Source organism: Rhodococcus sp. KRD162, assembly GCF_017168335.1.
Classification (GTDB): Bacteria; Actinomycetota; Actinomycetes; order Mycobacteriales; family Mycobacteriaceae; genus Rhodococcoides.
This window is the reverse complement of the sequence record NZ_JABFAU010000002.1, coordinates 81,316-106,440: the sequence shown is the minus strand read 5'-3', so window position 1 is coordinate 106,440 and position 25,125 is coordinate 81,316. Positions and strand designations below refer to the sequence as shown.

Sequence of the window (25,125 nt, the reverse complement as noted above, 5' to 3'; positions counted from 1 at the left end):
CGGGGGACATGACACAGGTGCCGCAATCTCCGGAGAGCTCAGCACAGGAGAGCACCTCGATACGACGCATCGGCCTGGTCGAAGACCACGAGTCGGTGGCACTGGGGCTCGCGGCCATGCTCGCCGACGAACCCGACCTGGACCTGGTGTCGATGGCCGCCACGGTCGGCGAACTGTTGGAACGGCAGCAGGCACTCGATCTGGTGGTCCTCGACCTTCGACTGGGAGACGGCTCGTCTCCTCGCTCGAACGTGGAACAACTGCATGCCGCCGGCACCCGGGTGCTGGTGTACACCGGTGCCGAGAACCCGTTTCTGGTTCGCTCCGCGGCCCGCGCAGGGGTACTGGGCGTGGTGCGCAAGTCCGCACCTGCCGCGGCGATCGTCTCGGCGATCAGGCGCGCCGCGAGCGGCGGTCAGGTCGTCACGACGGACTGGGCTGCTGCGATCGACGGCGATCCGCAGCTTCCCGACGTCGGCCTCAGCCCACGCCAACGCGAGGTCCTCGCGCTGTACGCATCGGGCGAGAAGGCCGGACGCGTTGCCCGCCTTGCGGGCCTGTCCGAGCAGACGGTCAACGACTACCTCGTCCGCATCCGGCACAAGTACGCCGAGGCCGGGCGCCCCGCACCGACCAAAACCGATCTGTACAAGCGTGCGGTCGAAGACGGGTGGCTGCCGATGCCGGAACCACCGCCACAGCAGTGACACCGTGCCACTGCGGTCTCACCGAACTCTGTCGTAGCGTCATGACATCCTGAGCACCGAGTTGACGGTTCAATGCCCATGGAATTCAGGGCAGAAATCCGCGGCCGTGCCTGTGAGAATTACTCGGACTGGTGCGGCCGATCTCGCCCACCTTCGGCACCCCGGGAGATGTGATGTCTGCACTGCTCGAACCCTTGCCCTCTGCACACGAGTCGGCGGCACCGGTGACGCGTCGTTCACGTGGGCCCATCAGCCTGGTGCCTCCTGCGAGCGCGTTTCCCACGCGGCCGGGTCTCACCGAGCGCGAGATCGAGGTGCTGCTCTGCTGGATTCGACAGGACTCCAAGACCGAGGTGGCCAAGTCCTTGTTTCTCTCACTCGGCACCGTCAACACACACCTCACTCGGATCCGGGCCAAGTACACCTCGGTCGGCCGCCCCGCACCGACCAAGGCCGGCCTGGTCGCGCGGGCCCTGCAGGACGGCCTGATCGATATCGAGGATCTCTGAGCCTGCCGACACCTCGGGTCAGACGGTCAGTTCGGTCTCCACACCCCGCTCTTCGAGGCGCTTGTTTCGCCGGAGACTGCTCAGGAATGCCGCTCCGATGAACAAGATGCCGACGAAGCCGGTGATCAGCTCGTTGATGTGCACCCCGATCGAGACCAGCAGAATGACCGACAACGCGCCGATCGCCCAGTGCGCCCCGTGTTCGAGGTAGACGTAATCGGACAACGTTCCCTTGCGCACCAGGAAGACCGTGATCGACCGGACGAACATCGCCCCGATGAAGCCGAGCCCGAGCGCGATGATGATCGGGTCCGCCGTGATGGCGAACGCCCCGATGACGCCGTCGAACGAGAACGACGCGTCGAGCACCTCGAGGTAGAGGAACAGGAAGAAGCCTGCCTTACCGGTCGCCTTGGCGAGATCGCTCGGACCGCCGGAGGGTTCTTCGCCTTCTTCCTCGATGTGGAAGAGCTCGCCGAGCCCGTTGACGGCGATGTAGGTGATCATGCCGAGCACGCCGGACACCATGACCGTGGAGATCTTGTCGTCGGCGGCGAGGAATTCCGCGCTGAGTACCAGCAGCAGACCGGCCACGACCACCGAGAGCTGATCGAGCTTGCCGATCCGTGCAAGCGGCTTCTCGAGCCAGCTGAGCCAGGTGATCTCTCGGTCCTCGAAGATGAACCCGAGGAACAGCATCAGCAGGAACATGCCTCCGAATGCCGCGATCTGTGGATGCGCGTCGGTCAGTAACGTCTCGTAGCTCGGATCACCGTTGGGGAAGTAGGCCGCGCCGTCCGCAGGAGGATTGAGCGCGAGGTCGATGGCCGCGACGGGCCCCTTGCCGGACGCGGCCCAGACGATGACGAGCGGGAACAGCAGGCGCATGCCGAACACGGCGATGACGATGCCGATGGTGAGAAATATCTTCTGCCAGAACTCGCTCATGCGGCGGAGCACTGTGGCGTTGATGACGGCGTTGTCGAAGGACAGAGACACTTCGAGGACACCCAGTATGAGAACGAGGATCATTGCCTCGAGCCCGCCGTACAGGAACGCAACGATGACGGCGACGACGGTGACCGCGATCGACCATCCGAAGATCTTCACAACCACAGACGTGGCCCTTCTCGAGACAGATACGGAAAAACCCCCGCCCATCATGAATGACGAGGCGGGGGTATCCCCAATCTTGAGAACGTCTTTACTAGACGTTGACTCCGAAGTCGCGAGCGATTCCGGCGAGGCCCGACGCGTAGCCCTGGCCGACTGCGCGGAACTTCCACTCGGCACCGTTGCGGTACAGCTCGCCGAAGACCATGGCGGTCTCGGTCGATGCGTCCTCGCTGAGGTCGTAGCGAGCGAGCTCGGAGTTGTCGGCCTGGTTGACCACGCGGATGAACGCGTTGCGGACCTGACCGAACGACTGCGAACGTGCGTCCGCATCGTAGATCGACACGGGAAACACGATGGTCTCGATCTCCGGCGGCACAGCAGCGAGATCGACCTTGATCGCCTCGTCGTCACCGTCGCCCTCACCGGTCAGGTTGTCGCCTGTGTGCTCGATGGAGCCATCTGGGGACTTGAGGTTGTTGAAGAACACGAAGTGCGTGTCGCTCAAAGCCTTCTTCGTCGAATTCAGGGCGATGGCGCTGGCATCGAGATCGAAGTCGGTACCGGTCGTCGTGCGGATGTCCCACCCGAGTCCTACCGTGACCGCGGTCAGGTTCGGAGCTGCCTTGGTGAGCGAGACATTGCCACCCTTGCTGAGGCTGACGCCCATGGAGAGGTCCTTTCGCAAATGGTTTCCCGTTACGGCTACAACCGTAGTGGGAATGTCCGGTTTCTGGACGTACTCGACCAACGAGCGCGGCATCGCCAGGGTTCCCGCCAGTACTATCGAGCAGGTGACAAGTCGCTGGCCTGGGGTGTTCCGCCGGGGTGCCGAATCGGACGCCGCCGCGCGTCGTTCCCAGGACAACGCCGTCGCCGCATTTCTCGATATGGACAAGCGTCAATCGATCGCCTCCGCAGGCGTCGAGGCCTCGACGGCACTGCGCCCGGGCGATCGGCTCGCGTCGCAGTGGACCCAGACCGAAAAGCAATGTTTCGACGCCGGGGCCGCGTATCTCGCCGCTGTCGATCAGTACGACGGAATCACCACCGCTGCCGCCAGATCGGCCTTCGATCGCGCAACCGCGCAGCTACACGACGCCAGCGTGGCCGTCGATAGGTTCTACGACGCCCATCGTCAGAGCCTCGAGCATGCGTCCGCTCAATTCGCCGCAACACCGCGCCTGGTCCAGGACGCGCTCGGCGAGGCCGATGCCGCCCGATCCACCGTCGACGAGCAATACGCAGGCTATCCGTCACTCCGCCAGGCGTGGCACGAACTCGACGCAGCCACAACGACATTGCAGAACGACCAACGCGATCCCCTGCGCGCCCGTGAGCATGCTGCCCTGGTCCGTGAACGCGCTGCGACGCTGCGCGCCGCCGTGGAGTCGGCCCCGGGAAAGCTCCGCGAAGCCCACACAGCGCTGTCCTCGGTGCGCACGAGAATGCAAGCCGTGCGAACGCGATCGGAGGGTATCGCGCCCGCCTTCTCGGCTTTGCTCCGCGAATTCAATGCCAAGAGCTCGGCGGATCTGTCGCACAACGAACGATCGAGTGCTCGCCACATCGAGCAGGCCGACGAGGATCTGCGGGCGGCGCGCTCGGCCCTCGACGCGGGAAACCCCGAGCAGGCTCTGGAGTTGGTGGGCCAGGCGCGCAGTCACCTCGGCGACGCCGAACACTTGGTCGACGCGGTCACCGACCGAGTTCGGTTGCTCCGCGCAGTGAAGGCAGATCCGAAAGAGACCGAGAACAAGGTGCGGTTCACGCTCCGGGACGCGCAACAACTCGCGGTCAATCGGGGTCTGGTTGCCGAATGGGGCTCGGTGTTGGATGCTCAGCTCGCCCGGATCGACAGGGCGGGCAGCGCTTTGACCGGTGCCCACCCCGACTACTGGTCATACTTGCAGGATCTCGATGCCATCTCGGACTTCATCGCAGGCGTGATCGAACGCATGCGCAGCTCGCACTGACTCACAAACACACAAAGGACAGTGGTGCAACACTTTCGCCATCTCGACGCAGACACCCGTGAACGAGTGTTCTTCCTGCAGCCGGAAGACATCGAGACGAGCGACGAAAACAACGTTCTGGCAACAGCTCTCGGCGCAACACTGTACATCCCAGCGACCCGATCCGATCTGACCGCGACGGTGAACAAACGAACCGACGAGGGGGTGCGATCGGTCGTCGTCGATCTCGAAGACGCTGTGGCAGACGGCGATCTGGATGCAGCATTGGCCAACACCGTACAAACTCTCAATGAACTCTCGGGTTCGAGATCGCTCGTGTTCGTGCGGGCCCGCACGGCCGCCCACATCCGCGCCATCTGCGCGGGACTCGACCCCGGTGCGAACGGGCTCAACGGATTCGTGGTGCCGAAATTCACCGCAGCCCGCGGAGGCGAGTTCCTCGAAGAGATCGTCTCGGCATCGCGCCGACACGGCACCCGGCTGTTCGCGATGCCGGTCCTCGAATCGCCCGAGGTGGTGCACCGCGAGACGCGCGACGCAGAGCTGATCGCCATCCGCGAACTACTCGGCAACTATCACGACACCGTGCTCGCAGTACGTATCGGAGCCACCGACATGTGCGCGACCTTCGGCATCCGCCGAGACCGCGATCTGACGATCTACGACGTCCGCGTCGTCGCCGACGCCATCAGCGCGATCGTCAACCACCTCGGCCGCTACGACGGTTCCGGGTACATCATCACCGGACCGGTATGGGAGTACTTCGCAGACCACGAACGCATGTTTCGTCCACTGCTGCGGCAAACTCCGTTCGCCGACCAGGACGCGGTGCGCTTCCGTCAGCAGCTGGTGAGCAGTGACCTCGACGCACTACTGCGTGAAGTTGCCCTCGACCGCGCCAACGGCATCCAAGGCAAGACCGTCATCCACCCCTCGCACGTCCCCGCCGTGCATGCACTGTCTGCCGTGACACACGAGGAGTACCACGACGCTCTCGATATATTGTCCTCCGACCAGGGCGGCGTGCAGGCGTCCGGGTACCGCAACAAGATGAACGAGCTGGGACCCCACCGCAATTGGGCCAAGCAGACGCTGGTCCGCGCCAGGGCGTTCGGCGTCACCAACGAAGGAATCACGTTCGTGGACCTACTGACTGCGCTGGCACAGCGATGACCGACAACCCGGCCGACGGCATCGTCTTGACCGACACCGGCTCGTCGTCGTCCTGGACGGCCACACAGTTGGTTCGACCCGGCCTACGCCGCAATCCCCGCCGCGCGCACCTACTGGTATCGACAGTGCTCGGCAAACACATACCCGTCGACCCCGACATCGTCCTCTCGGCAGGACAGGAACTGGCGGCCCTCGTCGCGAACGCGGTGGACGGCTCCGACGTCGACGTACTCGGATTCGCCGAGACGGCAACAGGATTGGGGCACACCGTTGCGGCTGCGCTGGGTGCACGCTGCTATCTGCACTCCACGCGGCGCACAGTCCCCGGGATGACCGTGTACGGCCAGTTCCAGGAAGGCCACTCGCACGCCACCGATCACCTCCTGATGCCGACCTCGCCCGATCTCCTCGGCGGCCACCTGCCGTTTATTCTGGTGGACGACGAAATCTCCACTGGAGCTACAGCGCTCGATGCGCTGCGGCAGATCCACTCTTCGGCCGACCGCACGCACTACGTCATCGCGTCCCTGGTCGACATGCGCACCGCCGAGCACCTCGATGCCGCCGAGTCGGTGGCCACCGAGCTCGGCATCCGGATCGACAATGTGAGTCTTGCGCAGGGATCGGTGCAGCTCGCTGCCGGCCTGACGGAGACGGTACTCGGCCTTCCCGATCCGAGGTTCAATCCCCGTGCAGCACAACCGGGTTCTGTTGAACGAGTCGATGCACGATGGCCTGCGGCTCTGCCCGACGGCGGCCGACACGGCTTCCTGCGTTCGGATTCTGCCGGTTTCGACGCGGCGATCGACGCCGTCGCCGCAACCGTCGACGCCGCTCTCGAAGCATCGGGTCCCGTGGTGGTCGTCGGTCACGAGGAACTGATGTATCTGCCGTTGAGACTGGCTGCGGCCCTGCAGAACCTGGGCCACCCCGCACTGTTCCAGACCACCACCAGGTCGCCCACCTACGTACTCGACGTGCCAGGCTATCCGCTGCGGCGCGGTTTCGAGTTCACCGCACCCGAGGACGAATCGGCAGTGCGGTACCTCTACAACGCATCCGCACCGAACGACGCGACACTGGTTCTGGTCGCCGATGCCCCCGCCGACACCGATGCTCTCGCAGCAGCCGCCGAAACGTTCGCCGCGTCGGGCACCGACGTTCTGATGGTCGTCGTATCCGGTGCCGACCCGGCGGCGCTCGAGATCGCTCGGCGCGCGCGTCCACTGCGGGGTCCCGAATTCGGTTCTTATGCACCCGATGAAGTCACCTGGTTGCTCAAAGATCTCTCGGCGGTATCGCTCGAGGCCGATATCGACGAGCGTGAGAAGGCGATTCAGGCCGGCACAGCGCACTACGCGGAGTCACTGCCGGTCGAGTATCAACCGGATCTCGCCTACCGTGAACTGTTCGAGAAGGTACTGCAGGAGAGCGCGTCACGGCTGGCGGTCGCGGTCGGAACCGTCACCGAGATCGTCCTGGCCGAGCGCGGACACGACATCGCACTCGCATCGTTGGCCCGCGCAGGCACACCAGTGGGAATCCTGATGCGCCGCTGGGCATCGGCCGCCCATGGCCTCGAGATCCCGCATTACGCCGTCTCGATCGTTCGCGACAGAGGTATCGACAGTGTGGCGCTGCGGTATCTCGCCGAGCATCACGACCCGCGCTCGGTGGTGTTCGTCGATGGCTGGACCGGAAAGGGCGCGATAGCTCGTGAACTCACCGCAGCCTTGCGAGACTTTCCGGAAGCGGAATTCGACGACGATCTGGCCGTACTGGCAGATCCGGGCAACTGTGCTCGCACGTACGGCACCCGAGACGACTTTCTGATCGCGTCGGCATGCCTGAACTCGACGGTCTCGGGGCTGGTGTCGCGAACCGTGCTCAACGACAGTCTGATTCGCCCCGGCGACTTTCACGGCGCGAAGTACTACGCCGATCTCGCTCCCGCCGACGTCTCCCGCCACCTGCTCGATACCGTCGCTGCACGTTTCGACAACGTGCGCGGGGAGGTCGATGCCTCGGTGGCCGCAGTGCGCAGCTCCGACCGAACCCCCACCTGGTCCGGCTGGGCGTCGGTGGAGAAAGTCCGCCGTGAGTACGGCATCTCGCACGTCAATTTCGTCAAACCCGGGGTCGGTGAAACCACCCGGGTACTGCTTCGGCGCGTTCCGTGGCGGGTACTGGTGCGCGACGGGGATGCGCCCGAACACGAACACATCAGAATGCTCGCTGCGGCCAGGGGGGTGCCGGTGGACGTGGTACCCGACCTCGCCTACTCGTGCATGGGACTGATCAAGAACGTCTCCGACGGGCACGCGTCGTGAACACTCAGATTGCCGTCGACCTCGACCGCACGATGATCTACTCCGAGGGCGCACTGGGGGTGCCGCTGGACGAGACGTTCGAGTGCGTGGAGATGTACGAGGGAAAGCCGTTGTCGTACATGAGCGCTCGATCCGTCTCGCTACTACGCGAGCTGACCGAGACCGCAGCCGTCGTACCGACCACGACGCGCACCATCGAGCAGTTCCAGCGCATCTCACTACCGGGAGCCCCGTGGCGCTACGCCATTACCAGCAACGGTGGCAACATCCTCGTCGATGGCATTCCGGATACCCGGTGGCGCAATGGTTTCGATGTCGACCTGGCCGGTGTCGGTGCCGAGCTGAGATCGCGGATTTCCGAGGAATGGGTCCTCAAGTACCGCGAGGCGGACGGACTGTTCTGCTACCTGGTGGTGAACACGGCCGCCGTGCCGAAGAACTTCGTCACCGAATGGTCGCAGTGGTGCGCCGCCCACGGCTGGAACGTCTCACAGCAGGGTCGCAAGATCTACACGATGCCCAACGCTGTGTGCAAGAGCGCTGCGGTGGCCGAGGTTCGCGCCAGGCTGATCCAGGACGGCACCCTGGACACCGAGGCTCATCTGCTCGCCGCCGGTGACGGAGCCCTCGACGCCGAGATGCTCATCGCCGCCGACGCAGCGATCCGGCCACGGCACGGCGAGCTCGAACTCGTCCGATTCGCCCGCCCCTGGTTGACGGTCACCGATACCTCCGGCGTCCGGGCCGGCGAGGAGATACTCGAGTGGTTGCGGAACCGAACCGCCGTGCGCCGCGTCTAACTTGTCGTCGGGGAGACAGACGCAGGGCAAGGGGTGGGTATGGCGGATCCGTACGAGGAACTTCAACAGCAGGTACAGGCCATCATCGAACACGGTCCTGAGGCCGGGTTCGGTCCCGAGGCCGTCAACTCGTTGATCGAGAACACGTTCACCAAGAGGAACGGTTCGTACGGCTACGCGGGCGAGTACGAGCCGAACGAGGTGGTGGTCACCGAGCCGTTCGAGGTGATGAAGCACGCGGACATCATCGCGAAGGTCAACACACTGGCATCCGAGTCGATCTCCACGTCCTCGCAGAACTGGAACGACCTGGCCGCAGCAGCCGCCGAGGGATCCGAGAGCTTCAGAACCGGAATCGAATCCGCGTTCGATGCCGGGTGGTCGGGGCCCACCGCCACCGCCGTTCAGGCCGCGGTGGCCGACTACACGTCCTCGGCGACCGCGCTGTCCACCGCGATGACGATGATCAGCAACAAACTCCTCGAAGCGCATGCAGGATTCACCCAGACCAGGGCGGCAGTACCGCCGATCGTGGACTTCGGTCTCGGTGCCGACATGCTCGCCTCGACGTTTCCGAGCGGGCTGCCGTTCGCCGACGCTGTCAAGGAGATAGCGCGCCTGCACGACGAGCAGGAAGAGCAGGCGCGACTGGTCATGCGCTCGGTGTACGTGCCGGGGGTCTTGCAATCCGATGCGCGGGTTCCGGTGCTGCCGGCCGCACACAACCCCATCAGCGACGGCGGCGGTTCCGTCACGAACTCGGGATTCGGTAGCGGCGGGACCTCAGGCGCCGGTGGGGCCGGCGCGCCGGGCGGTGCATCCGATTCGGCCTCGCAGGAGGCAGCCGCACAGACGCAGCCCGGTGGCCCGGACCACGCCGGAACCGGGCAGGCCGATGCACGATCAGGCAGCTCCGGCTCGGGTGGATCCGGCGTGTCGCCGGACGCCGACGGTGCCGGCGCGACCCGCGCGGCCTCGGCAGCCGGGCCCGGATACGCCAACGGTGGTAGCGGGGCGGGATCCGGAAGTGGCCACGGTGGAGCGAGCACCGGCGGGTTGGGCTACGGCGGTGCCGGTTCGGCGGGTGGGTCTGGTTACGGCGCGGGCTCGGCCGGTGGATCGGGCGGCGGATCCGGCGCGGCCTACGGCGGGTCTGTTCTCGGACCACCGATCGGCGGCAACGGAACGACCGGGGGCGGCGGCCTCGGCGGCGGTGCTGCTGCCGCGACCGCAGGACGTGCGGGTGCGCACGGTTTGCCGGGGATGGGCGGCGTCGGCGCAGGAGGGGCTCGCGGAGCAGGCGACAACGATGGTGAACATGCCACCCCCGGCTATCTGGTCGATGTGAGCAACGGCAGTGAACTGATCGGCGAGCTGCCGCTCGTCGCACCACCGGTGTTGGGCGGCTGAGGATGACGAGCTGGACCATGGCCGGAATCGACTTCATGCTGCTGTGCAGTCGATTCGGTCGAGACAGACTGCCGTATCCCCTCGTCGTCGCCATCGATGTCGACACCGAAGACCAACACCAACGCCTACGTCGGGAGGCGTCGGCGAGGATCGATGCGCTGATGGACGACGACCTCGGTGCGGCGATGCGCACTCTCGTCGACCCGATAGCTCGAATCGAATGTCGAGGTGACGCACGTGATCCGCGCTACCGGGCCATCCGCGCCCATGCTGCGGTACGGCACGACATGGCGGTGGTGCTGATACAGGAGCCCGGTCCCGACGCGACGTCCGGCGGTGCGGTCACGATCGAGTTGACCGACCCGTCCCTCGCGCCCGCACGTGTCCTCGCGTCCATGCCTGCCGACACGGCGGGGAACCTACCGGCGACCCGACTCGAACGTGCCAGTACGCCGGCACTAGCGGGTGGATCTCACCTGTCCACCGCGACGCGAGGAGCAACGGAGTCCGAAAAGTTCCGAACCTTCTTCGAGCGCCCACGATCGGCGGTGGGGGAGATCATCGTTGCGCGCGGTAAGACCTACGACAACCGACGCGACACCGATGCCGTCGCGTTCTTCTGGATGGACTTCGAAAGAGACGGCCGGTACATCGTCTACTCCGAGGATTCCATCGACATCCTGCCCGCCGATACTGCCGGTCTCGCATCGGAGATCGGTCAGCACATGGCGGTCGCGCTCCGCAGGTGAGGACGGATCGCCGGTTGACACCATATCGATTTTCGATATCCTATCGATATTCGTTGTTATCGAATATCGATATGGAGGCGGCGGGATGGGACACGGGCTGGGCTCTGCACGAGCCAACGCATGGTTGATGGCATGTTTCGCGGTGATCGCCGCAGTGTGGTCCGGGATCCGACTGTGGCAATACCACTCGTCGGACTACGTCATGGCCACGGTGGTGCCGCTGGAGAACACCCCGCCCCGAGAGCTTTTCGGGGGACAGTTGAAGCCAGGCAACGTCATCGAACTCAGTGTCGCCAAGAGCGACGTCCACAGACTCATCGGGATGATCGACTTCATGAGGTACGGCGAGATCATCTCCGGCGGAATCCTCATTCTGGTGGGAATCTTCTTCGCGCACCGATTCTTCCGAAACGTCATCGAGGAGACCCCGTTCAGCACAAGTGCCAGTATCGATCTGGTCGTCGTTGCCCTCTGCCTGGTTCTGTACCCGGTGGTCACCGGAGGCCTCCGAGTGATGAGTACCAACGCCATCCAGGGCGCGCTGGAGACGACCGAGCTCACCGACACGGCACGCAGTCTCGGATCCTTCTGGCTGGCCGTCATCGTTGCCATAGTTCTCCAGTTCGTCTATGCAGTTCTCCGTCAAGGCTCGAAGCTTGCTCGCGACGCCGACGGGCTGGTCTGATGACGGATGAGTCCGTCGACCACCTCGTGGTCTGCCATCTGGGGGCCATTCTCGATGCCCGCGGCATGACGCTGGCCGAGCTTTCGCGTCTCGCCGGCGTCAGCGTCGTCAACCTGTCGGTACTCAAGAACGACCGGGCCAAGGCCATCCGGTTCTCGACGCTCACAGCGGTATGCCGCGCCCTCGGGTGTTCGCCGGGCGAGCTGTTCACACTGCGCCAGATCTGACCGGCCTCGACCGCGCGGCCGCCCAGCCGGACAAATCGAACAAGTACATTGGATGACGGTAACCAGCACTTCGAGAGAGAGTCCATCACATTGTCTGCTCCGGCCGGTCAACCGTTGTCCAAGGGCCAGAACGGCCCCCTCACCGCCGGTGACGTCCTCGTCTCCATCGCGCTGGCTGCACCCGCGGACCTGTCTGCGCTGCTGGTCACCGCAGCCGGCAAGGTACGCACGGATGCCGACTTCGTATTCTTCAACCAGCCCACCGGCCCCGGCGTGCGACTCGAGCCCGCCCAGGGTGGACCGGCTCGGCTGGCCGTCTCCCTCGCCGCCGTCCCCGCCGATATCGAGCAGATCCGTGCGGTGATCACCCTCGACGACGCGTCGAGCAACTTCGGTCGATCCGCATCTCCCGTCGCGCGAATCAGCGACACTGCAGGAAATGTGTTGTACGAGTACACGATCGACGGATTGTCCTCGGAGTCCATCGTGATCGCGCTTGAGATCTACCGCCGGCAGGGCAGTTGGAAGGTCCGAGCCGTCGGGCAGGGTTATGCAGGCGGATTCGCCGCACTGGTGACCGATCACGGCGTGTCCGTGGACGATGCACCGGCTGCCGCGCCGACGCCGCCCCCGGCTGCGCCGGCAATGCCACCGGCGGGTGGGGTCGGAGAGGAGTGCGTCGCGCCACTTGTCCGCTTCGGGGTTTTTCCATTGCGCTTCGGCGCTGGATTGGACGAGGACGCGGATGGTGCCGTCGGTGCGCAGGCTGGTGGCGTGTTGGATGTTCAGTGATGCGCGGTGGTCGGCGTGGCCGGTGTTGTGGCCGGTGAAGAAGTCGTAGTCGTGGAGTCGGTCGGCGAATCCGCTCATGACGAGGGCGTGTAGGTGGTGGGCGTCGACGATTGCTGCGCGGACGGCGGGGTGTTCTGCGTCGAGAACGAGTAGCGATCGGTGCAGTGTGGTGGTGGCGGTGTTCACGGTGTGTTCTCCTCGAAGAAGTCGTATCCGCCGTGTTCGGTTGTGCGGCTGGTTGTTCCGGTCTGGTGGGGCGGGTTGACGAGGGTGGGTCGGCTTTCGGCGCGCGCTCCGCGGGTGATGGTGCCTGCGTAGCTGATTGGTTGGTCGTGGACGATGGCCGAGCCTGCGGTTCCTGGGGCGACTTCGAAGACGGCGAGGAGGTCGCCGGTATCGGATCGGGCTGCGCGGGGCGCGGCGGTGAGCGCTTCGGGGGCGTCGGTGTGTTCGTGGTGTCCGGCCAGGAGCGGTTCGGATGGGGTGTATGCCTTGCGTCCGAGGTAGACGGCGCGCTCCGGGTTTTCGAGTGCGGCGGCAATGCTGGTGGTGACGGTGTGGTCTCCGGTGAGTGCGACGAGGAATGAAGCGTCGGCGAGGTAGCGGTCGCGGGTTTGGTTGGTGTTTCCCGGTTTGCTGGTCAGTTCGCCGTTTTTGTCGCGGCCGATGGAGGCGGGTGGGGCGTACTCGTAGAAGTCGGGATCGTGCGGGTCAACGGTTTTCGCTTTCCGTCGCCACGCCGGGTTGCCGAGTACGTTGCCCGGAAGCAGTGGAACTGTCCCGCCGCCGGTGGTGTGGTAGTCCAGTTCGATGGTGCCGGGGCGGTCGACGCGCACCGCGAAGCGCAGTGCGGCGAGGTCGTCGATGTTGTCGTGGTAGGCGCGGCCGAGGGCATTTGCGACGAGTCCGAGTACTCCGGATTTGGTGGGGCGGACGCTGCTTGCCCGGTAGGCGCCGCGGGGTTGGTTTCCCCAGGACTGCATCGGTGCGGAGAGGCGGATCAGCACGGTGGCGGTCATGGCGTGGCCCTTCCTCGTCGGGGGTGGTGTGCCGTGATCATGCTGCGGCGACCGCGCGGATGAAGGCGTCGGTGGATTCGTGGGCATCTGCCGTGACTGCAGAGGGGAGGGCGATTCCGAGGGCGAGCCGCTCGATGTGGATGCCGGGGACGAACCGCTTCTGACGGTCGGGCGCTTCGACGAGCCGCGTGGTGGCATCGGAGACGACGTCATCGGAAACGACGGCGGAGGCGAACGCGTCTGCGGCGGAGATGATCTGGGGGCCTGCTGCGGCGGCGACGAGGGCGGGCAGGGTCGCGGCGACGGTGGAGCGCTGCTTGGCGGATGGGACGGCGCGGATGAACCAGTCGATGAAGGACGCTTCGGCAGCGACGGCGAGTTCTTCACTGTTGATGGCGGCGGCGAGGTTGCGGCGCAGCTGTCGGCGGTCGAGGGTGGCGGTGCGGTAGAGGACGGGCGCAGCGAGATCGACGGTGCCGAGGTTGCCTGAGACGGCGTCACCGTCGGGCGCTGCGTCGTCAACGGCGGTGAAGAAGTCCGCTTCGATGGCGAGGGGGTCGACGGAGAAGGCATGGGAGACGCCGACTGCGCCGTCGATGCGCCCGCCGACGGGGATCTCTGCCTGCATGCGGCCCATCAGGGCGAGGTCGATGGTGTTGTCGACGTCGAGTGCGGCGCGTGCTGCTGCGATGACTTCGGTGGGGGCGTCGTCGGTGATGGCGTCCCAGTGGGCATCGATGGCGGTGGCGAGCTGCGTGGGGAGCGTTTCGGACGCGAAGATCGACGCGGCGGTCGTACCTTTGTCGGTGGCCTTGAGCTTGAGCGCGGTGAACACTGCAGCGGCTTTCGCGGTGGCGACGTCGAGCTCGCGACTGTGTGCGGAAACGAGCTGTTCTGCGACGAGCTGTGGGAAGCGGTGGGTGCGCACGCCGTATGCGCCGCCCTCGATGGCGTTCTCGCGCATGTTGACGCGGATCGCCCGCTTCCACGCCTGGGAGGAGATGCGTAGGCGGTTGGTGCCGCCGAAGTTGATGCGCTTGGCGGCGTTGGAGTCATCGCGGTTGAGCAGTGATGCCGGGACGGCGTGAATGGCGTGGAGGGTGATGAAATGTGCGTTCGACATGTGGGTGCCTTTCCGGCGGAATGTTTTTTCAGTTCAGGAGTTCGCGGCGCTGCAGTCAGCGTGGTGCGGGTTCCGCTTTAGGTGCATTGGTGTGAAATTGCTGCGCCCAGCGGAGTCGGACGTCGTCGCGGGTGGCACGGTTGTGCCACTGACGGAGGTCCTCGATCAGCGTTGCCCAGTGCGGCGGGTGGTCGCTGCCGGAGAGCTTCGCGCTGACTTTGTCGAGTGCTGCGGCGAGGCTGTCGGAGGTTTCGGCGAGGACCAGCCCGTCGAGGGCGCGAACCGCTCCGGGGTCGCGTGGGCCGTAGGCTCCGGCGCGGCCGATCTGTCGCATCGCTTTGCCCAATCCGGTGCCTTCGCGGCCGTAGTGGGGGTCGGTGCGGCCGGAATGCCAGAGGGTGAACGCTTTTCCGGTGAGAGCGTAGATGCGGTAGTCCTCGCGGGTGGAGCCTTCGGTCAGGGCGACGACGCCAGGGTCGACGGCGGGGTAACGCCAGCGACGGAACGGGGCGAGTCTGCGGGCGTGGTGTGCGGCGACGAGACGTCGAATGTAATCGGTGTCGGAGGTGGGGGCAGTCATGGTCTGGATGCCTTTCGTGGTGGCGGGCCGGGGCTCAGAACAGCGCGGCTTGACCGGAGCCTTGGTCGAGGGTGTTCTCGGCTGCCGGTGCTGCCGTCTCGGATTCGGGTACCGGCGCGCGCTTCTTCGCCGCTTTCGTTTTCGTCGACTGTGCGTGTGAGTCCGGCAAGGGCGTAGGTACCGCTTCGGGTTTGGCGTTCTTCGCAGGCCGGGTGAGGGTTCGCGCTGCGGCTACAGGGTCGACGCGGACGACGTCACTGATCAGCTCCGCCGAGGTACGCGTTGCAATGTCGGCGATCGCCGCGCATGCGTCGTCGACACTGATCGTGGCTGTGGCGGCGGCGGTGACGATCGTGCCGAAGGCTTCTTTGAAGCCTGCTGTGGCGACCGTTGTCGTGGCTTTGGAGAGCGCATCGGTGCCCAGGCTCATCCGATTGTGTGCGAGGGAGCCTGATGTCGATGCGACAGTGCTGTACCCGGCAGTGACGGCGGCGAGGAGACGGCGACCGTCTTCTCTGGAGAAGGCTGGAACCGGTAGCGAGCCGGTGACTGCTCCGTCGATTCGAGCTTGGAAGGATCCCAGGCCGGTCATGCGGATGGTCCCGCTACCGAGATCCGTTCCGAGGAGCCCGGGTTCGCCGTCCGTCGTCCATGCGGTCAACAACTGTCGCCACACCGGGCGGTCGACGTGTACGTCCTGGGCGGTGAAGGGATCCGACGCTTTGCGCTGAATGTAGGTCGCATGCGGGATCAACTGTTCGTCGTTGTGGGCGGTCCACGTTCCGTGTCCGGGTTCGGGCCATCGCACGCCATCACAGATCATGACTCGGTCGACCATGCCGTCGGCGTTGCGCAGCAAGTTGATTGCCCGCGCTTGCCAGGTGAGGGCGTCGAGCATCCCTTCGGGTTCACCGACAGTGGCGGGTGCGATACCGTCCGGCCAGCTGAAATGGAAGGTGCCCACCGGTCCTGTTGCGGGGCGGCTCAATTCGAGGGTCTCGAGCAGCGTGCTGCCTTGCACCCAGACGAATCCGCGGCTCGTGCCGACGGCGTTCTTCGCCGACATCGGCTCTTTACCGAACGCCGACGCGACGAATGACTGGATGCCGCCGACGGAAAACATGTGACGTACCAGCAGCATTCGAGCTGCTTCGGCGGGGGTGAACACGATCCCGGCTTCGTTGTGGGAGTCACCGGCGGCGGTGGTGCCGTTGCCGACAAGGCGGTACGAGCCTGCAGCAACGGGCCGTGACGCTTTCGGATCATCAGCGAAGGCTGCCATCCGGGGGTGCTGCCAGAACGGGGTGACCGGGTCGAAGAGATCGAACCGATCACGATGCGCGTCCACCCACTGCGCGGAACTGATTCCGGCGTCGGCCGCCGCGATGTCGCACGCGACGAGTAGCCGCATGATCGCCGCATCCTCGAGCGGGTCCCCCGACGCGATGTCGAGGACACCGACATCGGCCGTCAGTGCGTCGACGAGTCCGACGGTCCGCATGCCATCTCGAGTGAGCGCCGGAAGCCACGGGTCTGAAGCGAGGTTCATGATCGGAACAATAACAGATGAGTTGGTAGAGTGTGCGTCATCGACACCGCACTACATGATCGAGAAACGAGCACCTCAATGTCCACGACACTGCACGACTACCAGCGCGAGGGACTCGACGAACTTCTGTCCCTCTACCGCGGTGGCCACCACCGACTCACTCTCAACCTGCCGTGCGGAACCGGTAAGACCGTTCTCGCCGCACACCTCATCCCCGCGATGGAAGCCCGTCTGACCGTCGTCTTCGTACCCACCGTTCACCTGCTCTCCCAGACGTTGCACAGGCTCGTCGTCGACAACCCACACGCCGCGGTTCTGGCGGTCTGCTCCCCCACCGCACTCGACACCGACGACCTCCCCGAAGTCGCCACAGCCCGCGCCATCGACCAGCCCGTCACCACCGACGCCGCATCCATCGCTCGCACCCTCCTCTCCACCGAACGACAACTGATCGTCGCGGCCACCTACGCCTCCTCCGGCGCCGTCGCCGAAGCCACCCACACCACCAACACCGTCTGGGACCTGCTGATCTGCGACGAAGCGCACCGCACCGCAGGAACCCACGAGAAGGCATGGGCACTCCCCCTCAACGATCGTCAACTACCCGCCCGCAAACGACTGTTCATGACCGCCACCACACGCGTCATCACTCTCGACACCGACAACCTCCCCGAGGGCGTCGACAGCGCCGACATCCATGTCGCGTCCATGGACTCCGTCGTCGACTACGGACCACACGTCACACCACTGACGTTCCGCGACGCCATCACCCGCGACTACCTCTCTGACTACGAAATCGCAGTCGTCGCAGTCGCTCACGACGACGTGATCACAGCGCTCCGCGCCTCTCACATCAACAAACCCTCCCCCTCTGAGATCAGCGGCGCCGCCGCTCAACTCGCACTCCTGCACACCGCCTCCACCGATCCACATCTACGATCCGTCCTCGCATTCCACAACCGCATCGACCAGTCCCGTTCCTGGACAGCCCAACTCGGACACCTCGCGAAGACCTCGGACCCCGGCGTTCACGTACAGAACTTCCACGTCGACGGCGCAACTGCATCGTCATGGCGAACCAGGGCGATCAACGCACTCGCAAACCCCGGAGAATCACTGACAGTTGTCTCCAACTGCAAGGTCTTCGCAGAAGGCGTCGACGTCCCCGCACTCGACGCCGTCATGTTCGCCGCACCGCGCAGCTCCGGACCAGACATCGTCCAGATCATCGGCCGAGCCATCCGCACACACCCGGACGGCTCCCGAAAGGCGCTGATCATCCTTCCGGTCCTCGACTACGACGACGATTCGATCGACCTCGATACCAAGGTTGCGCGAACCGGACATCTCGCAGCATGGCAAGTCCTCACTGCCCTAGCCGAGCAGGACGAGATCCTTCACGACAGCCTCCTGCAATGGCGTGAGCACATCCAACACGCCGCCCCTGCGCCGGAGACCTCGCCACTACGTATTGACACGAGCATGCTGGCCGTCGGCGCGCACCTGCCCTTCACGCTGCGTGCAATTTCGCGGGCATCCAGTCCGTATGTGCTCACCGCTGCCAAGCTCAAAGACTTCCATGCGAAATATGGGCACACTCGACCACGCTCAGGTCAACTCTTCGACGGTTACCCTCTGGCGCAGCGTTGCTCATCGGCCCGCGCGGCATATAAGGCGCACCGGCTGCATCCACGAATCGTCGCACTGTTCGACCAGGTGCCGGGATGGGAGTGGACGACCAAAACAGCTACCCACCAACGAACTCCGGACGAGTGGATCGCCTTAGTCGAGCACTTCGTCGCAAAGACCGGGATACGCACTGTTCACCGGGCGGCGTGGGTTACCGCACCGGACACCGGCGCACGAGCGAACATTGGCGAATGGCTCCATACGAAAGCCCGACGAAAGAACTATCTCACGCCCGCTGAGCAGGGGCGGCTCACATCAGCACTCAATGCCTGATTGGGTGTCCGTCACTGACGCTGGGGCCAAGGATGCCAGAAAACGCCAACGCCGTTCGACCGCACCGCAGACCACCCCCGGCAGAAACACCCGCCCCGCGCGTCCCACGCGGCGGAATATGCGATTGTCCCCCAGCGACACACTGCGGCGAGACAAACCCTTCTGCCGGAATATCGTTGGACATCACCCGCGCAGGGACTCACCAGCCGCGGTGCGGCAAGGGACCGCAATTGCGGTCCCAGGTCGACGGCCGGGGCGGCGTCTCCAATCCGTCCTCGTGCGCACGCAATTCGGACTTCGTTCGAATCCCCCCTGGCTGGTCATCCCGCACATCTGGAGCAGCCGGAAGTGGTGAGCAATGCCATTCTCTCGCTCGCAGCCCCCAGCGGCGCAGAAGTTGCGGCGGGCGCGGTCTCGGTGGGGTGAGGATTCGGCCGCTGCGCCCAGCTCCAGCAGGAGTCCAGGGACGAGACCGCAAAACGAAACACGCCTCGCGCAGGTGCAAACCTGGGCGAGGCGTGTTTTTTGCGATCGGGGCAACGTGTACGTGCCCGCTGCGGAGTCCTGTTGTCTACCAGTGCTGCGCGAAGGAGAACTGGTTACGCCACAGTGCCGGGTCGTTGATCGAGAGGGACACTTCACCGCCGCGTGAGGCAGCTTCGTCGACGAGCCAATCCAGGTTCGCGTACACCTTGCCCGTGCCGTTGTCGTAACGCGATCCCGGTGCGAGCTGGACACCGAACTGGTTGCGGGAGGTCACGGATTCGATGGCGTCGCCTGCGTTGATCTGGCCGAGGAACGCGGTTTCTCCTGCGTTGAATTGGACACCGTAGTGTCCGCCTTCGACTACGGGGGCGATGGCTGATGCTGCGCCAGCGCCGCTGAGCGCGATTGCTGCGATACCTGCGGGAATGATGGCCGCGGCTGTGAGCGTCTTGCGAAGTCGCATGGTGAGTGTCCTGTTCGTCAGCGGCCGGGTGCGGCTCTCCAAGGAAACCGTACTGACCGCATTGTCTGTTTCTCTCTGTCACAGTCAACTGCATCAGGCAAACAAACAGCAACCACTAACGCGAGGTTGAGAGGCAGCTCACAGGACGAACTTTGCTGCACCACGCAATATTTCAGAATCATGGCCGGTCAACGGATCCGCGGCCAGGTACGTGAAAGTTCAACCGTTATGGTCCCGTTACCTCCCCGACGCAGTCCAACGCGCTGAAACCTGACGCCCGCCGCAAAAGAGGCTCCCCAGCCCGTGCCCCACACACGATCCAGGTCGCGCAACCCTCAGCTCGCGAGCATGAGACTGATCGACTGGAAATGATGTTCGGCGCTGGCGGCAAGGAAGGCGCAGGCGTCAGGTTCGGAACCACCCTGCGGACAGCCCGATTCGGTGTAGCTGTCGACCGTGCGCTCAAACTTCTCGATCGTGACGGCCGCACTCGGCCCCCAGGCAGGGTCCGGGTGCACGGACAGCGCATCTCGGGATTCGACGATCAACGCGGCCTTGTTGTTCAGCGCCGCCTCACAGTCAACCGGACTGACGCTGCACCGCACGTCCGCTTCGATCCCGAAGGCCACACACAGATCACCACAGTCAGAAGCGATCTGGGAATCAGACTGCTCCACCAGCTCACCACGAACACTGTCGGACGAGCAGGAACTCACCCCTGCCGCAACAACCCCCAGCCACACACCGGCCACCACGGCGCGCCACACGCCCCCGGACCTGCTCGCGACCGCCATCAGGATGCGGTCTCCCTTTCTCGCGTCGGATGCGGCGGCGCCTGCAGGACATACTCGTGCGCGTCCGGCGGCACGACGGCCAACTGATCCGAGGCACGCAGTTTGACCGCCAACCCCACCAGCAGCCCCTGTGCGTCGTCCGACAGGTCGCAGGCAAGGCTCAGCAGCGAGCGGATACCCGGATCGCTGATCCGTTCCACGAGGCTCGCGTCCCGGTCACGGGCCTCGCCGGTCTTCTTCGGATCCGAGTCCGTGAAGAAGTACTCGGTGGGGACAGTGAACAGGTCCGCCAGGGCACCGACCACCTCAGCGGACGGGTTTGTTCGAACGCCAGTCCTCAACTGGGACAGGTACGGAGCGGAGATCACGCATCCACGCTCTGCCAGTCGGCCCACGATGAACGAGTTGGTCAGCTTCATCGGATAGTCATCGATCAACCGATTGAGTTGCAGACGGAACACGTTTTCCTGCACTGGATTCGACATCCTTTTCTCTCTTCTCAAAACCTTCGGTCGTGCCGCCATTGCGGACATTTCCGGCGCATCAATGCGTGTCATCGTAACCACAATGTAGCGAGATCCGCTCACCCATTGGTATGTCACCGGTTGCGCTCCTTCGCAACCGCGCGGGTTGCCAATTTGCCGACGTCCGAACCAACTTGGACTGCAATGTGATAGAGGTCGGATGCGTTGATCGCGCCAACCGATCCGTCCGCACCGCCTCACGCCCAGGTTCCGATTGCCTGCGATGTGCCGAGCAGACCAGTCCGGCCCAAGTTCCGCGCATCGCAACGCCCCTGACCAAACAGGTCACATCGCAAGCTCGCCGAACTCACCGGCTGTCAGCAGCCCGTGAAGCGTTGCCCACGTCGAACGTCCGGGCCCGCCGTCCGCCGCCCTATCGCCGGAGTGAGTCCACGTATTTGACGAGCATCGGCGCATCCTTCTCGTCAGCGCGGACGAAGACGTCGTCATCATCGACTATCAGCGTGGACTCCGCACTCACACGCACGTCACCGATGGTCCGCGGCTGCACTGTCATTGGAGGTACGTCAAGGACCGTGACGTGCAGTCGGCGGCATGACGCCGGAAACGCCGCACCGGTCGCGAAATCGCGCGGTTCTGTCTCGACATCCCGGACGATGCAGTCCTGCGTGTCGGCCGGTCCCCCGAAGCGATCTCGCGCGGCATACCGGATGACGTCCCCAGCGGCGATTGCGGTGTAACCCGCGACGGGTACGCGCGGGTCTGGGTAGGGCAAGGTTTCGATGCTCACAGTTTCTCCCCGTGGCGTGAATCGGAACAGGATGCGCTGATGCAACCAGCCGTGACGTACAGGTTCTTGAGCCCGGGTGCCGCAGTAGCGCTGTGCGACAGAGTCTTTCACACATTATCCCTGCGTGGTCGGATCCTCCGCGCCCGCCCATCCCGGCCGCAACCGGGCCGATATCCCTCGCCACGAATCGGCCACACCGCCGGTGTGCACCCTCACTTTGTACGCTCCGAAGCAATAGCGGGAGACTCCCGAACGACCATGAAAGGCAACATCATGCTCACACTGCATTCCCTCTTCGACATCCCCCGCGCCGGATCCGGCGGCGAGTACGAAACATTCAGACGAAACGACCAGGTGTCGATGTTGGATTGGCCGGACGATGTCCTGCGCGACTGGCTCTGGGATCACGGTCGCCATGTCCCGTTCCTCGAGGACTACGGGACCGTCGATCTCACGGCCATCCGCTGGACGTGCGAGGCGATCGCCACAGCGACCCTCGTCGGCCTCCCGACCGGACCGAGCGAAGCCGAGTTAATAGCCGAGAACGCACAGAATCACGAGCATTGGATCGGAACACGCGACTATGCCCACCCCGAAGTTCGTACGGCATGGGAACAGGACGGGACCTGGGTACGACGACCAATTCTTCTGGACCGCAGCGCGATCGACACCGACCTCAGGGGGCTGCAGGTAGTCGAGGGCCGCACCCGCTTCGGGATTCTCCGAGGTCGCCACGCAGCAGGGATTGCTGTCGCACAGACCCATTCAGTGTGGGTGGGTCGACCGGTCCACCCCTCCGGAGGGAAGTGAGCCCGCGAGACGACTCGTTGAGCTCCGGACCCGTCGCGTCAGCACGGGGGACGCGTGTTGTCGATGTCGCGCACAACGACCGTCTTCATGATCATGTCGGCGAAGGTACGACGCTTCGACTCCCACAGTGGAAACAGGTACCCGATATAGCAGGCGAGCGCGTCGAGGATGTGGGCGAGCTGGCGGATGAACGAGTTCCCCGGCCCGATCGGCTGACCGGTGAATTCGTCGACTACCCGAATACCCAGCACACTCTTTCCGATCGACGATCCGGTCTTGCCCTGCCGGAACACGAAATTCCAGATCCCGAAGGCGAAGGTAGCGAGCGCGAGGATCAGCGTCAGGATCGCCAGGGTTCCGTCGGGGCCGTGCCCACCCGACAAGACGCCGGTACGGGAGTTGTACGTCCCGTAGTCGATCGTCGCGGCCATCGCGCTGTAGGACACCAGATACGGGAGGGCGACGGTCGAGTCCACGAGGGATGCAACGACGCGGCGACCCCAGAACGCGTACTCGGTGGGCATCGGCGCTTGCGGGTAGATCTGCGCGTAGTTGGGGTTGTCGTACACCCAGTTCGCACTCGCCACCGGTGGTGTTGCCTGAGCGGGGGTCCGTCCGGGCAGACCCCATGGACCGTGGTCCGACGACCAGTTAGTCATGACAGTCAGTCCTTCCTTCGAGTCGGGATCGTTCACACGATGCCAGGGAAGCGCACTCGCCCGGCGGCAGTACCCGAACGAGCGGGTCAGAAGAGGCGGAAGCCGCCGCCGTGCGCGTTGATGTCGGCGATACCGACATTGATGTCTGCCGCGTTGATCGGGGCGTGGAACGGCGGCGGGCCGGGATCGAAGCAGCCCGGGGTGTATCCGTTGCTGACCAGGCCAACGAGGCGGTCCCCGACGACGAGCGGACCACCGGAGTCGCCGCCCATCGAGCATGCATGCTCGATGATCTCCCCGTAGACCGCGTCGTAGCCCCAGGTGATTCCGCAGGTGTTGCCGGTGGTCCGTCCTTCTTTGCAGACGATCGTCCCCAGTGAGGGAGCGGCTCCGATGCCGTTGATGGTGACGCCGCCGACGGTGCGCAGCGGAGCCACCTTGGCATCGTCGAGGTCGATGACAGCGATGTCCGAGACGGGGCTCGAGTACGTGAAACGGCCGATCACCCCGGCGCCGTGCTGATACTCGGCGATCACACGATCTCCTGGGACACCGCAATGCCCGGCGGTCAACGCGACCAGCGACCCGCTGTTGTCGTAGCCGACTGCGGTGAGGGTGCACAGGCCGACGACGTCCCGATCGGAGGGGTCGGCGTCGGGAAGGACAATGCCCGATCCGCCGCCGAGCGCTACCGATGGGGCAGCAGCAGCGACGCCGCCGGTGGCCGTCACTCCGATGACGGCTGCTGCAACTGCGACCAGCGCAAGACGAAGACGCATGACGAATTCCTAACTGTGAGAACAACAATTAACGAAAGAATCGTGGGAGTCCGGCAGCATCGAACCGCGGGGCGCCGACTCCGAACTGAAGGGAGTGTTATCCCGCGGGGTACATCACCGAGAGATCGTGTCCGCCTGCCGGAACAGTGATTTCGAAGTCCCCAGAGGATGCCTGGTTCAGATCCGCAAGGGCGGCACAGGGATCCACCGGGTCCACCTCACCCGGCGGGCACTGCGCGAGACCGGCAAGCCACTGCGAGACAGGCAGGCCAGTGGCGGTCGGGACTACCTGGACGAGCGATGATTCACCGCCCCCCTGGTCAGTGCGCGCCGGTGCGGCTGCTCCAGTGTCGACCACCAGGAGCGCTCCGGCAGTCACAAACGCGAGAACACTGGTTGCAGCAACAGCTTTCAACGTGCGTGGCATGTGTCCTGCAACCTTCCGTTTCGCGATGCGAAGATCTTCACCGCTATCGATGTACGTGTTATGCCCGGTTCTACATACGTCAGTAAACGACAACTCGTTAACAATCGGCAACCAGACCCGACGGTTTGAGAGTTACGTCATAGGACCAAATCCTCTAGCCGCGCATTCACAGTCGACCGAACACTGCGCGCCCCACACCCCGTCGCACGCACCACAGTCAACTTCGAACTCTGCCGAATATCGCCTGAGTGCAACCGAATACGGGTCTACCGTCACACCCGACCACGGCCCACTTCCTGACCGTAACATCTACCCCACGACCGCAAACGGACGTGACGTTGTCACAACGTCCGTCACACCTCGATCGGAAACAGCACCCAATGGAAGGACACCACCATGCCCGAACAAACTGACAGCAACGCCGTCTTCCTCGCCCGTTTTCCCGAGCCCGGGCAGGCGAAAGATTTCCGGGACAACGTCGATCGAGTCATCGCAACAACCGGAACATCCACCCTCGACGGCAACGACGTCACCTTCACCGCACCCACCATCGACACCCACGGCGACCCCACCCTCGGCGACATCATGTTGTCCGTCGGCTACTACGGCGGAGCAGGAACGAAACTGCGCATCAACAACGGCGAATTCCGCACCGTTGTCCGCGAGTACTGACATCACCTCGGACATAGCACACGAGCCGGACGAAAGCGTATCTCCCAGAACAGAAT

At 64.5% G+C, this 25,125-nt stretch carries 25 protein-coding genes and 1 pseudogene; 14 read left to right on the top strand and 12 right to left on the bottom strand.

All coding sequences use genetic code 11. From position 1 onward, the window contains the following. Positions 1-8: 8 nt before the first annotated feature. Positions 9-707: a response regulator gene (locus tag J1M87_RS01565; RefSeq protein ID WP_206486978.1), complete on the top strand. Its 699-nt coding sequence runs from the start codon at positions 9-11 to the stop codon at positions 705-707. 173 nt (positions 708-880) lie between these two features. After that, positions 881-1,216 carry a helix-turn-helix transcriptional regulator gene (locus J1M87_RS01560; RefSeq protein WP_206486976.1) on the top strand — a complete coding sequence of 112 codons (336 nt, stop codon included), beginning with the start codon at positions 881-883 and terminating at the stop codon, positions 1,214-1,216. A gap of 18 nt (positions 1,217-1,234) precedes the next feature. On the opposite strand, the gene J1M87_RS01555 is transcribed toward J1M87_RS01560, so the two are convergent. Together J1M87_RS01555 and J1M87_RS01550 are read right to left on the bottom strand one after the other, a co-directional pair. After that, entirely contained in the window at positions 1,235-2,332 is a 1,098-nt protein-coding gene (locus J1M87_RS01555) for a DUF475 domain-containing protein (RefSeq protein ID WP_206486974.1), read from the bottom strand. A 91-nt stretch (positions 2,333-2,423) separates the two neighbouring features. After that, positions 2,424-2,999, bottom strand: a complete 576-nt coding sequence (locus tag J1M87_RS01550; protein ID WP_206486972.1) for a TerD family protein — start codon at positions 2,997-2,999, stop codon at positions 2,424-2,426. 220 nt (positions 3,000-3,219) lie between these two features. Between J1M87_RS01550 and J1M87_RS01545 the strand changes: the two genes are divergently transcribed. The 9 genes and pseudogenes from J1M87_RS01545 to J1M87_RS01505 form a co-directional block, all read left to right on the top strand. Continuing rightward, a complete protein-coding gene (locus J1M87_RS01545) occupies positions 3,220-4,305 on the top strand; it encodes a hypothetical protein (protein ID WP_206487423.1) in 1,086 nt (361 codons plus the stop codon). A gap of 24 nt (positions 4,306-4,329) precedes the next feature. Continuing rightward, positions 4,330-5,478 (top strand): HpcH/HpaI aldolase/citrate lyase family protein, encoded by a 1,149-nt coding sequence (locus J1M87_RS01540; protein WP_206486971.1) that lies wholly within the window; start codon positions 4,330-4,332, stop codon positions 5,476-5,478. After that, a complete protein-coding gene (locus tag J1M87_RS01535) occupies positions 5,475-7,808 on the top strand; it encodes a phosphoribosyltransferase (protein WP_206486968.1) in 2,334 nt (777 codons plus the stop codon). Before J1M87_RS01540 ends, J1M87_RS01535 begins: the two co-directional genes overlap by 4 nt. Continuing rightward, on the top strand, positions 7,805-8,608 hold the full coding sequence (locus J1M87_RS01530; RefSeq protein ID WP_206486966.1) for an HAD family hydrolase: 804 nt from the start codon (positions 7,805-7,807) through the stop codon (positions 8,606-8,608). The genes J1M87_RS01535 and J1M87_RS01530 overlap by 4 nt, the downstream gene beginning before the upstream one ends. A 39-nt stretch (positions 8,609-8,647) precedes the next feature. Next, complete coding sequence (locus tag J1M87_RS28975) at positions 8,648-10,018, top strand: PPE domain-containing protein (protein ID WP_206486964.1); 1,371 nt, start codon at positions 8,648-8,650, stop codon at positions 10,016-10,018. A gap of 2 nt (positions 10,019-10,020) precedes the next feature. Beyond that, the gene (locus J1M87_RS01520; RefSeq protein ID WP_206486962.1) at positions 10,021-10,767 is read left to right on the top strand and encodes an ESX secretion-associated protein EspG; all 747 of its coding nucleotides are present in this window, start codon (positions 10,021-10,023) and stop codon (positions 10,765-10,767) included. Between the two features lie 85 nt (positions 10,768-10,852). Beyond that, a complete protein-coding gene (locus J1M87_RS01515) occupies positions 10,853-11,452 on the top strand; it encodes a DUF2975 domain-containing protein (protein ID WP_241256228.1) in 600 nt (199 codons plus the stop codon). Beyond that, entirely contained in the window at positions 11,452-11,679 is a 228-nt protein-coding gene (locus tag J1M87_RS01510) for a helix-turn-helix transcriptional regulator (RefSeq protein ID WP_206486961.1), read from the top strand. Before J1M87_RS01515 ends, J1M87_RS01510 begins: the two co-directional genes overlap by 1 nt. 114 nt (positions 11,680-11,793) lie before the next feature. Further along, positions 11,794-12,336 (top strand): annotated as a pseudogene (locus tag J1M87_RS01505) (TerD family protein); the annotation flags it as partial. 317 nt (positions 12,337-12,653) lie between these two features. On the opposite strand, the gene cas5e reads toward J1M87_RS01505, so the two are convergent. The 4 genes from cas5e to J1M87_RS01485 are packed head-to-tail and all read right to left on the bottom strand — an operon-like array spanning position 12,654 to position 16,742. Continuing rightward, a complete protein-coding gene (gene cas5e, locus J1M87_RS01500; RefSeq protein WP_206486960.1) occupies positions 12,654-13,490 on the bottom strand; it encodes a type I-E CRISPR-associated protein Cas5/CasD in 837 nt (278 codons plus the stop codon). A 37-nt stretch (positions 13,491-13,527) separates the two neighbouring features. Further along, positions 13,528-14,613: a type I-E CRISPR-associated protein Cas7/Cse4/CasC gene (gene cas7e / locus J1M87_RS01495; RefSeq protein ID WP_206486959.1), complete on the bottom strand. Its 1,086-nt coding sequence runs from the start codon at positions 14,611-14,613 to the stop codon at positions 13,528-13,530. A gap of 55 nt (positions 14,614-14,668) precedes the next feature. Continuing rightward, positions 14,669-15,193: a type I-E CRISPR-associated protein Cse2/CasB gene (casB, locus tag J1M87_RS01490; protein ID WP_206486955.1), complete on the bottom strand. Its 525-nt coding sequence runs from the start codon at positions 15,191-15,193 to the stop codon at positions 14,669-14,671. Between the two features lie 34 nt (positions 15,194-15,227). After that, positions 15,228-16,742, bottom strand: a complete 1,515-nt coding sequence (locus J1M87_RS01485) for a type I-E CRISPR-associated protein Cse1/CasA (RefSeq protein ID WP_206486954.1) — start codon at positions 16,740-16,742, stop codon at positions 15,228-15,230. 78 nt (positions 16,743-16,820) lie between these two features. Between J1M87_RS01485 and J1M87_RS01480 the strand changes: the two genes are divergently transcribed. Further along, positions 16,821-18,704, top strand: a complete 1,884-nt coding sequence (locus J1M87_RS01480) for a DEAD/DEAH box helicase family protein (protein WP_206486953.1) — start codon at positions 16,821-16,823, stop codon at positions 18,702-18,704. Between the two features lie 571 nt (positions 18,705-19,275). Here the strand turns inward: J1M87_RS01480 and J1M87_RS01475 are convergent. From J1M87_RS01475 to J1M87_RS01460, 4 genes are all read right to left on the bottom strand, one after another. After that, positions 19,276-19,653 carry a hypothetical protein gene (locus tag J1M87_RS01475; protein ID WP_206486950.1) on the bottom strand — a complete coding sequence of 126 codons (378 nt, stop codon included), beginning with the start codon at positions 19,651-19,653 and terminating at the stop codon, positions 19,276-19,278. Between the two features lie 335 nt (positions 19,654-19,988). After that, entirely contained in the window at positions 19,989-20,447 is a 459-nt protein-coding gene (locus J1M87_RS01470) for a hypothetical protein (protein WP_206486948.1), read from the bottom strand. Then, on the bottom strand, positions 20,447-21,049 hold the full coding sequence (locus J1M87_RS01465) for a helix-turn-helix domain-containing protein (protein ID WP_274610815.1): 603 nt from the start codon (positions 21,047-21,049) through the stop codon (positions 20,447-20,449). Before J1M87_RS01465 ends, J1M87_RS01470 begins: the two co-directional genes overlap by 1 nt. Before the next feature lie 295 nt (positions 21,050-21,344). Next, positions 21,345-21,722, bottom strand: a complete 378-nt coding sequence (locus tag J1M87_RS01460; RefSeq protein WP_206486946.1) for a hypothetical protein — start codon at positions 21,720-21,722, stop codon at positions 21,345-21,347. A 273-nt stretch (positions 21,723-21,995) separates the two neighbouring features. Here J1M87_RS01460 and J1M87_RS01455 point away from each other — a divergent pair, with 273 nt between their 5' ends. Further along, entirely contained in the window at positions 21,996-22,532 is a 537-nt protein-coding gene (locus tag J1M87_RS01455) for a hypothetical protein (protein WP_206486939.1), read from the top strand. 38 nt (positions 22,533-22,570) lie between these two features. On the opposite strand, the gene J1M87_RS01450 is transcribed toward J1M87_RS01455, so the two are convergent. Then, positions 22,571-23,191 (bottom strand): RDD family protein, encoded by a 621-nt coding sequence (locus J1M87_RS01450; RefSeq protein WP_241256227.1) that lies wholly within the window; start codon positions 23,189-23,191, stop codon positions 22,571-22,573. 86 nt (positions 23,192-23,277) lie between these two features. Continuing rightward, on the bottom strand, positions 23,278-23,970 hold the full coding sequence (locus tag J1M87_RS01445; RefSeq protein ID WP_206486937.1) for a S1 family peptidase: 693 nt from the start codon (positions 23,968-23,970) through the stop codon (positions 23,278-23,280). 823 nt (positions 23,971-24,793) lie between these two features. Here J1M87_RS01445 and J1M87_RS01440 point away from each other — a divergent pair. Further along, positions 24,794-25,069 (top strand): hypothetical protein, encoded by a 276-nt coding sequence (locus J1M87_RS01440; RefSeq protein ID WP_206486930.1) that lies wholly within the window; start codon positions 24,794-24,796, stop codon positions 25,067-25,069. Positions 25,070-25,125: the final 56 nt, after the last annotated feature.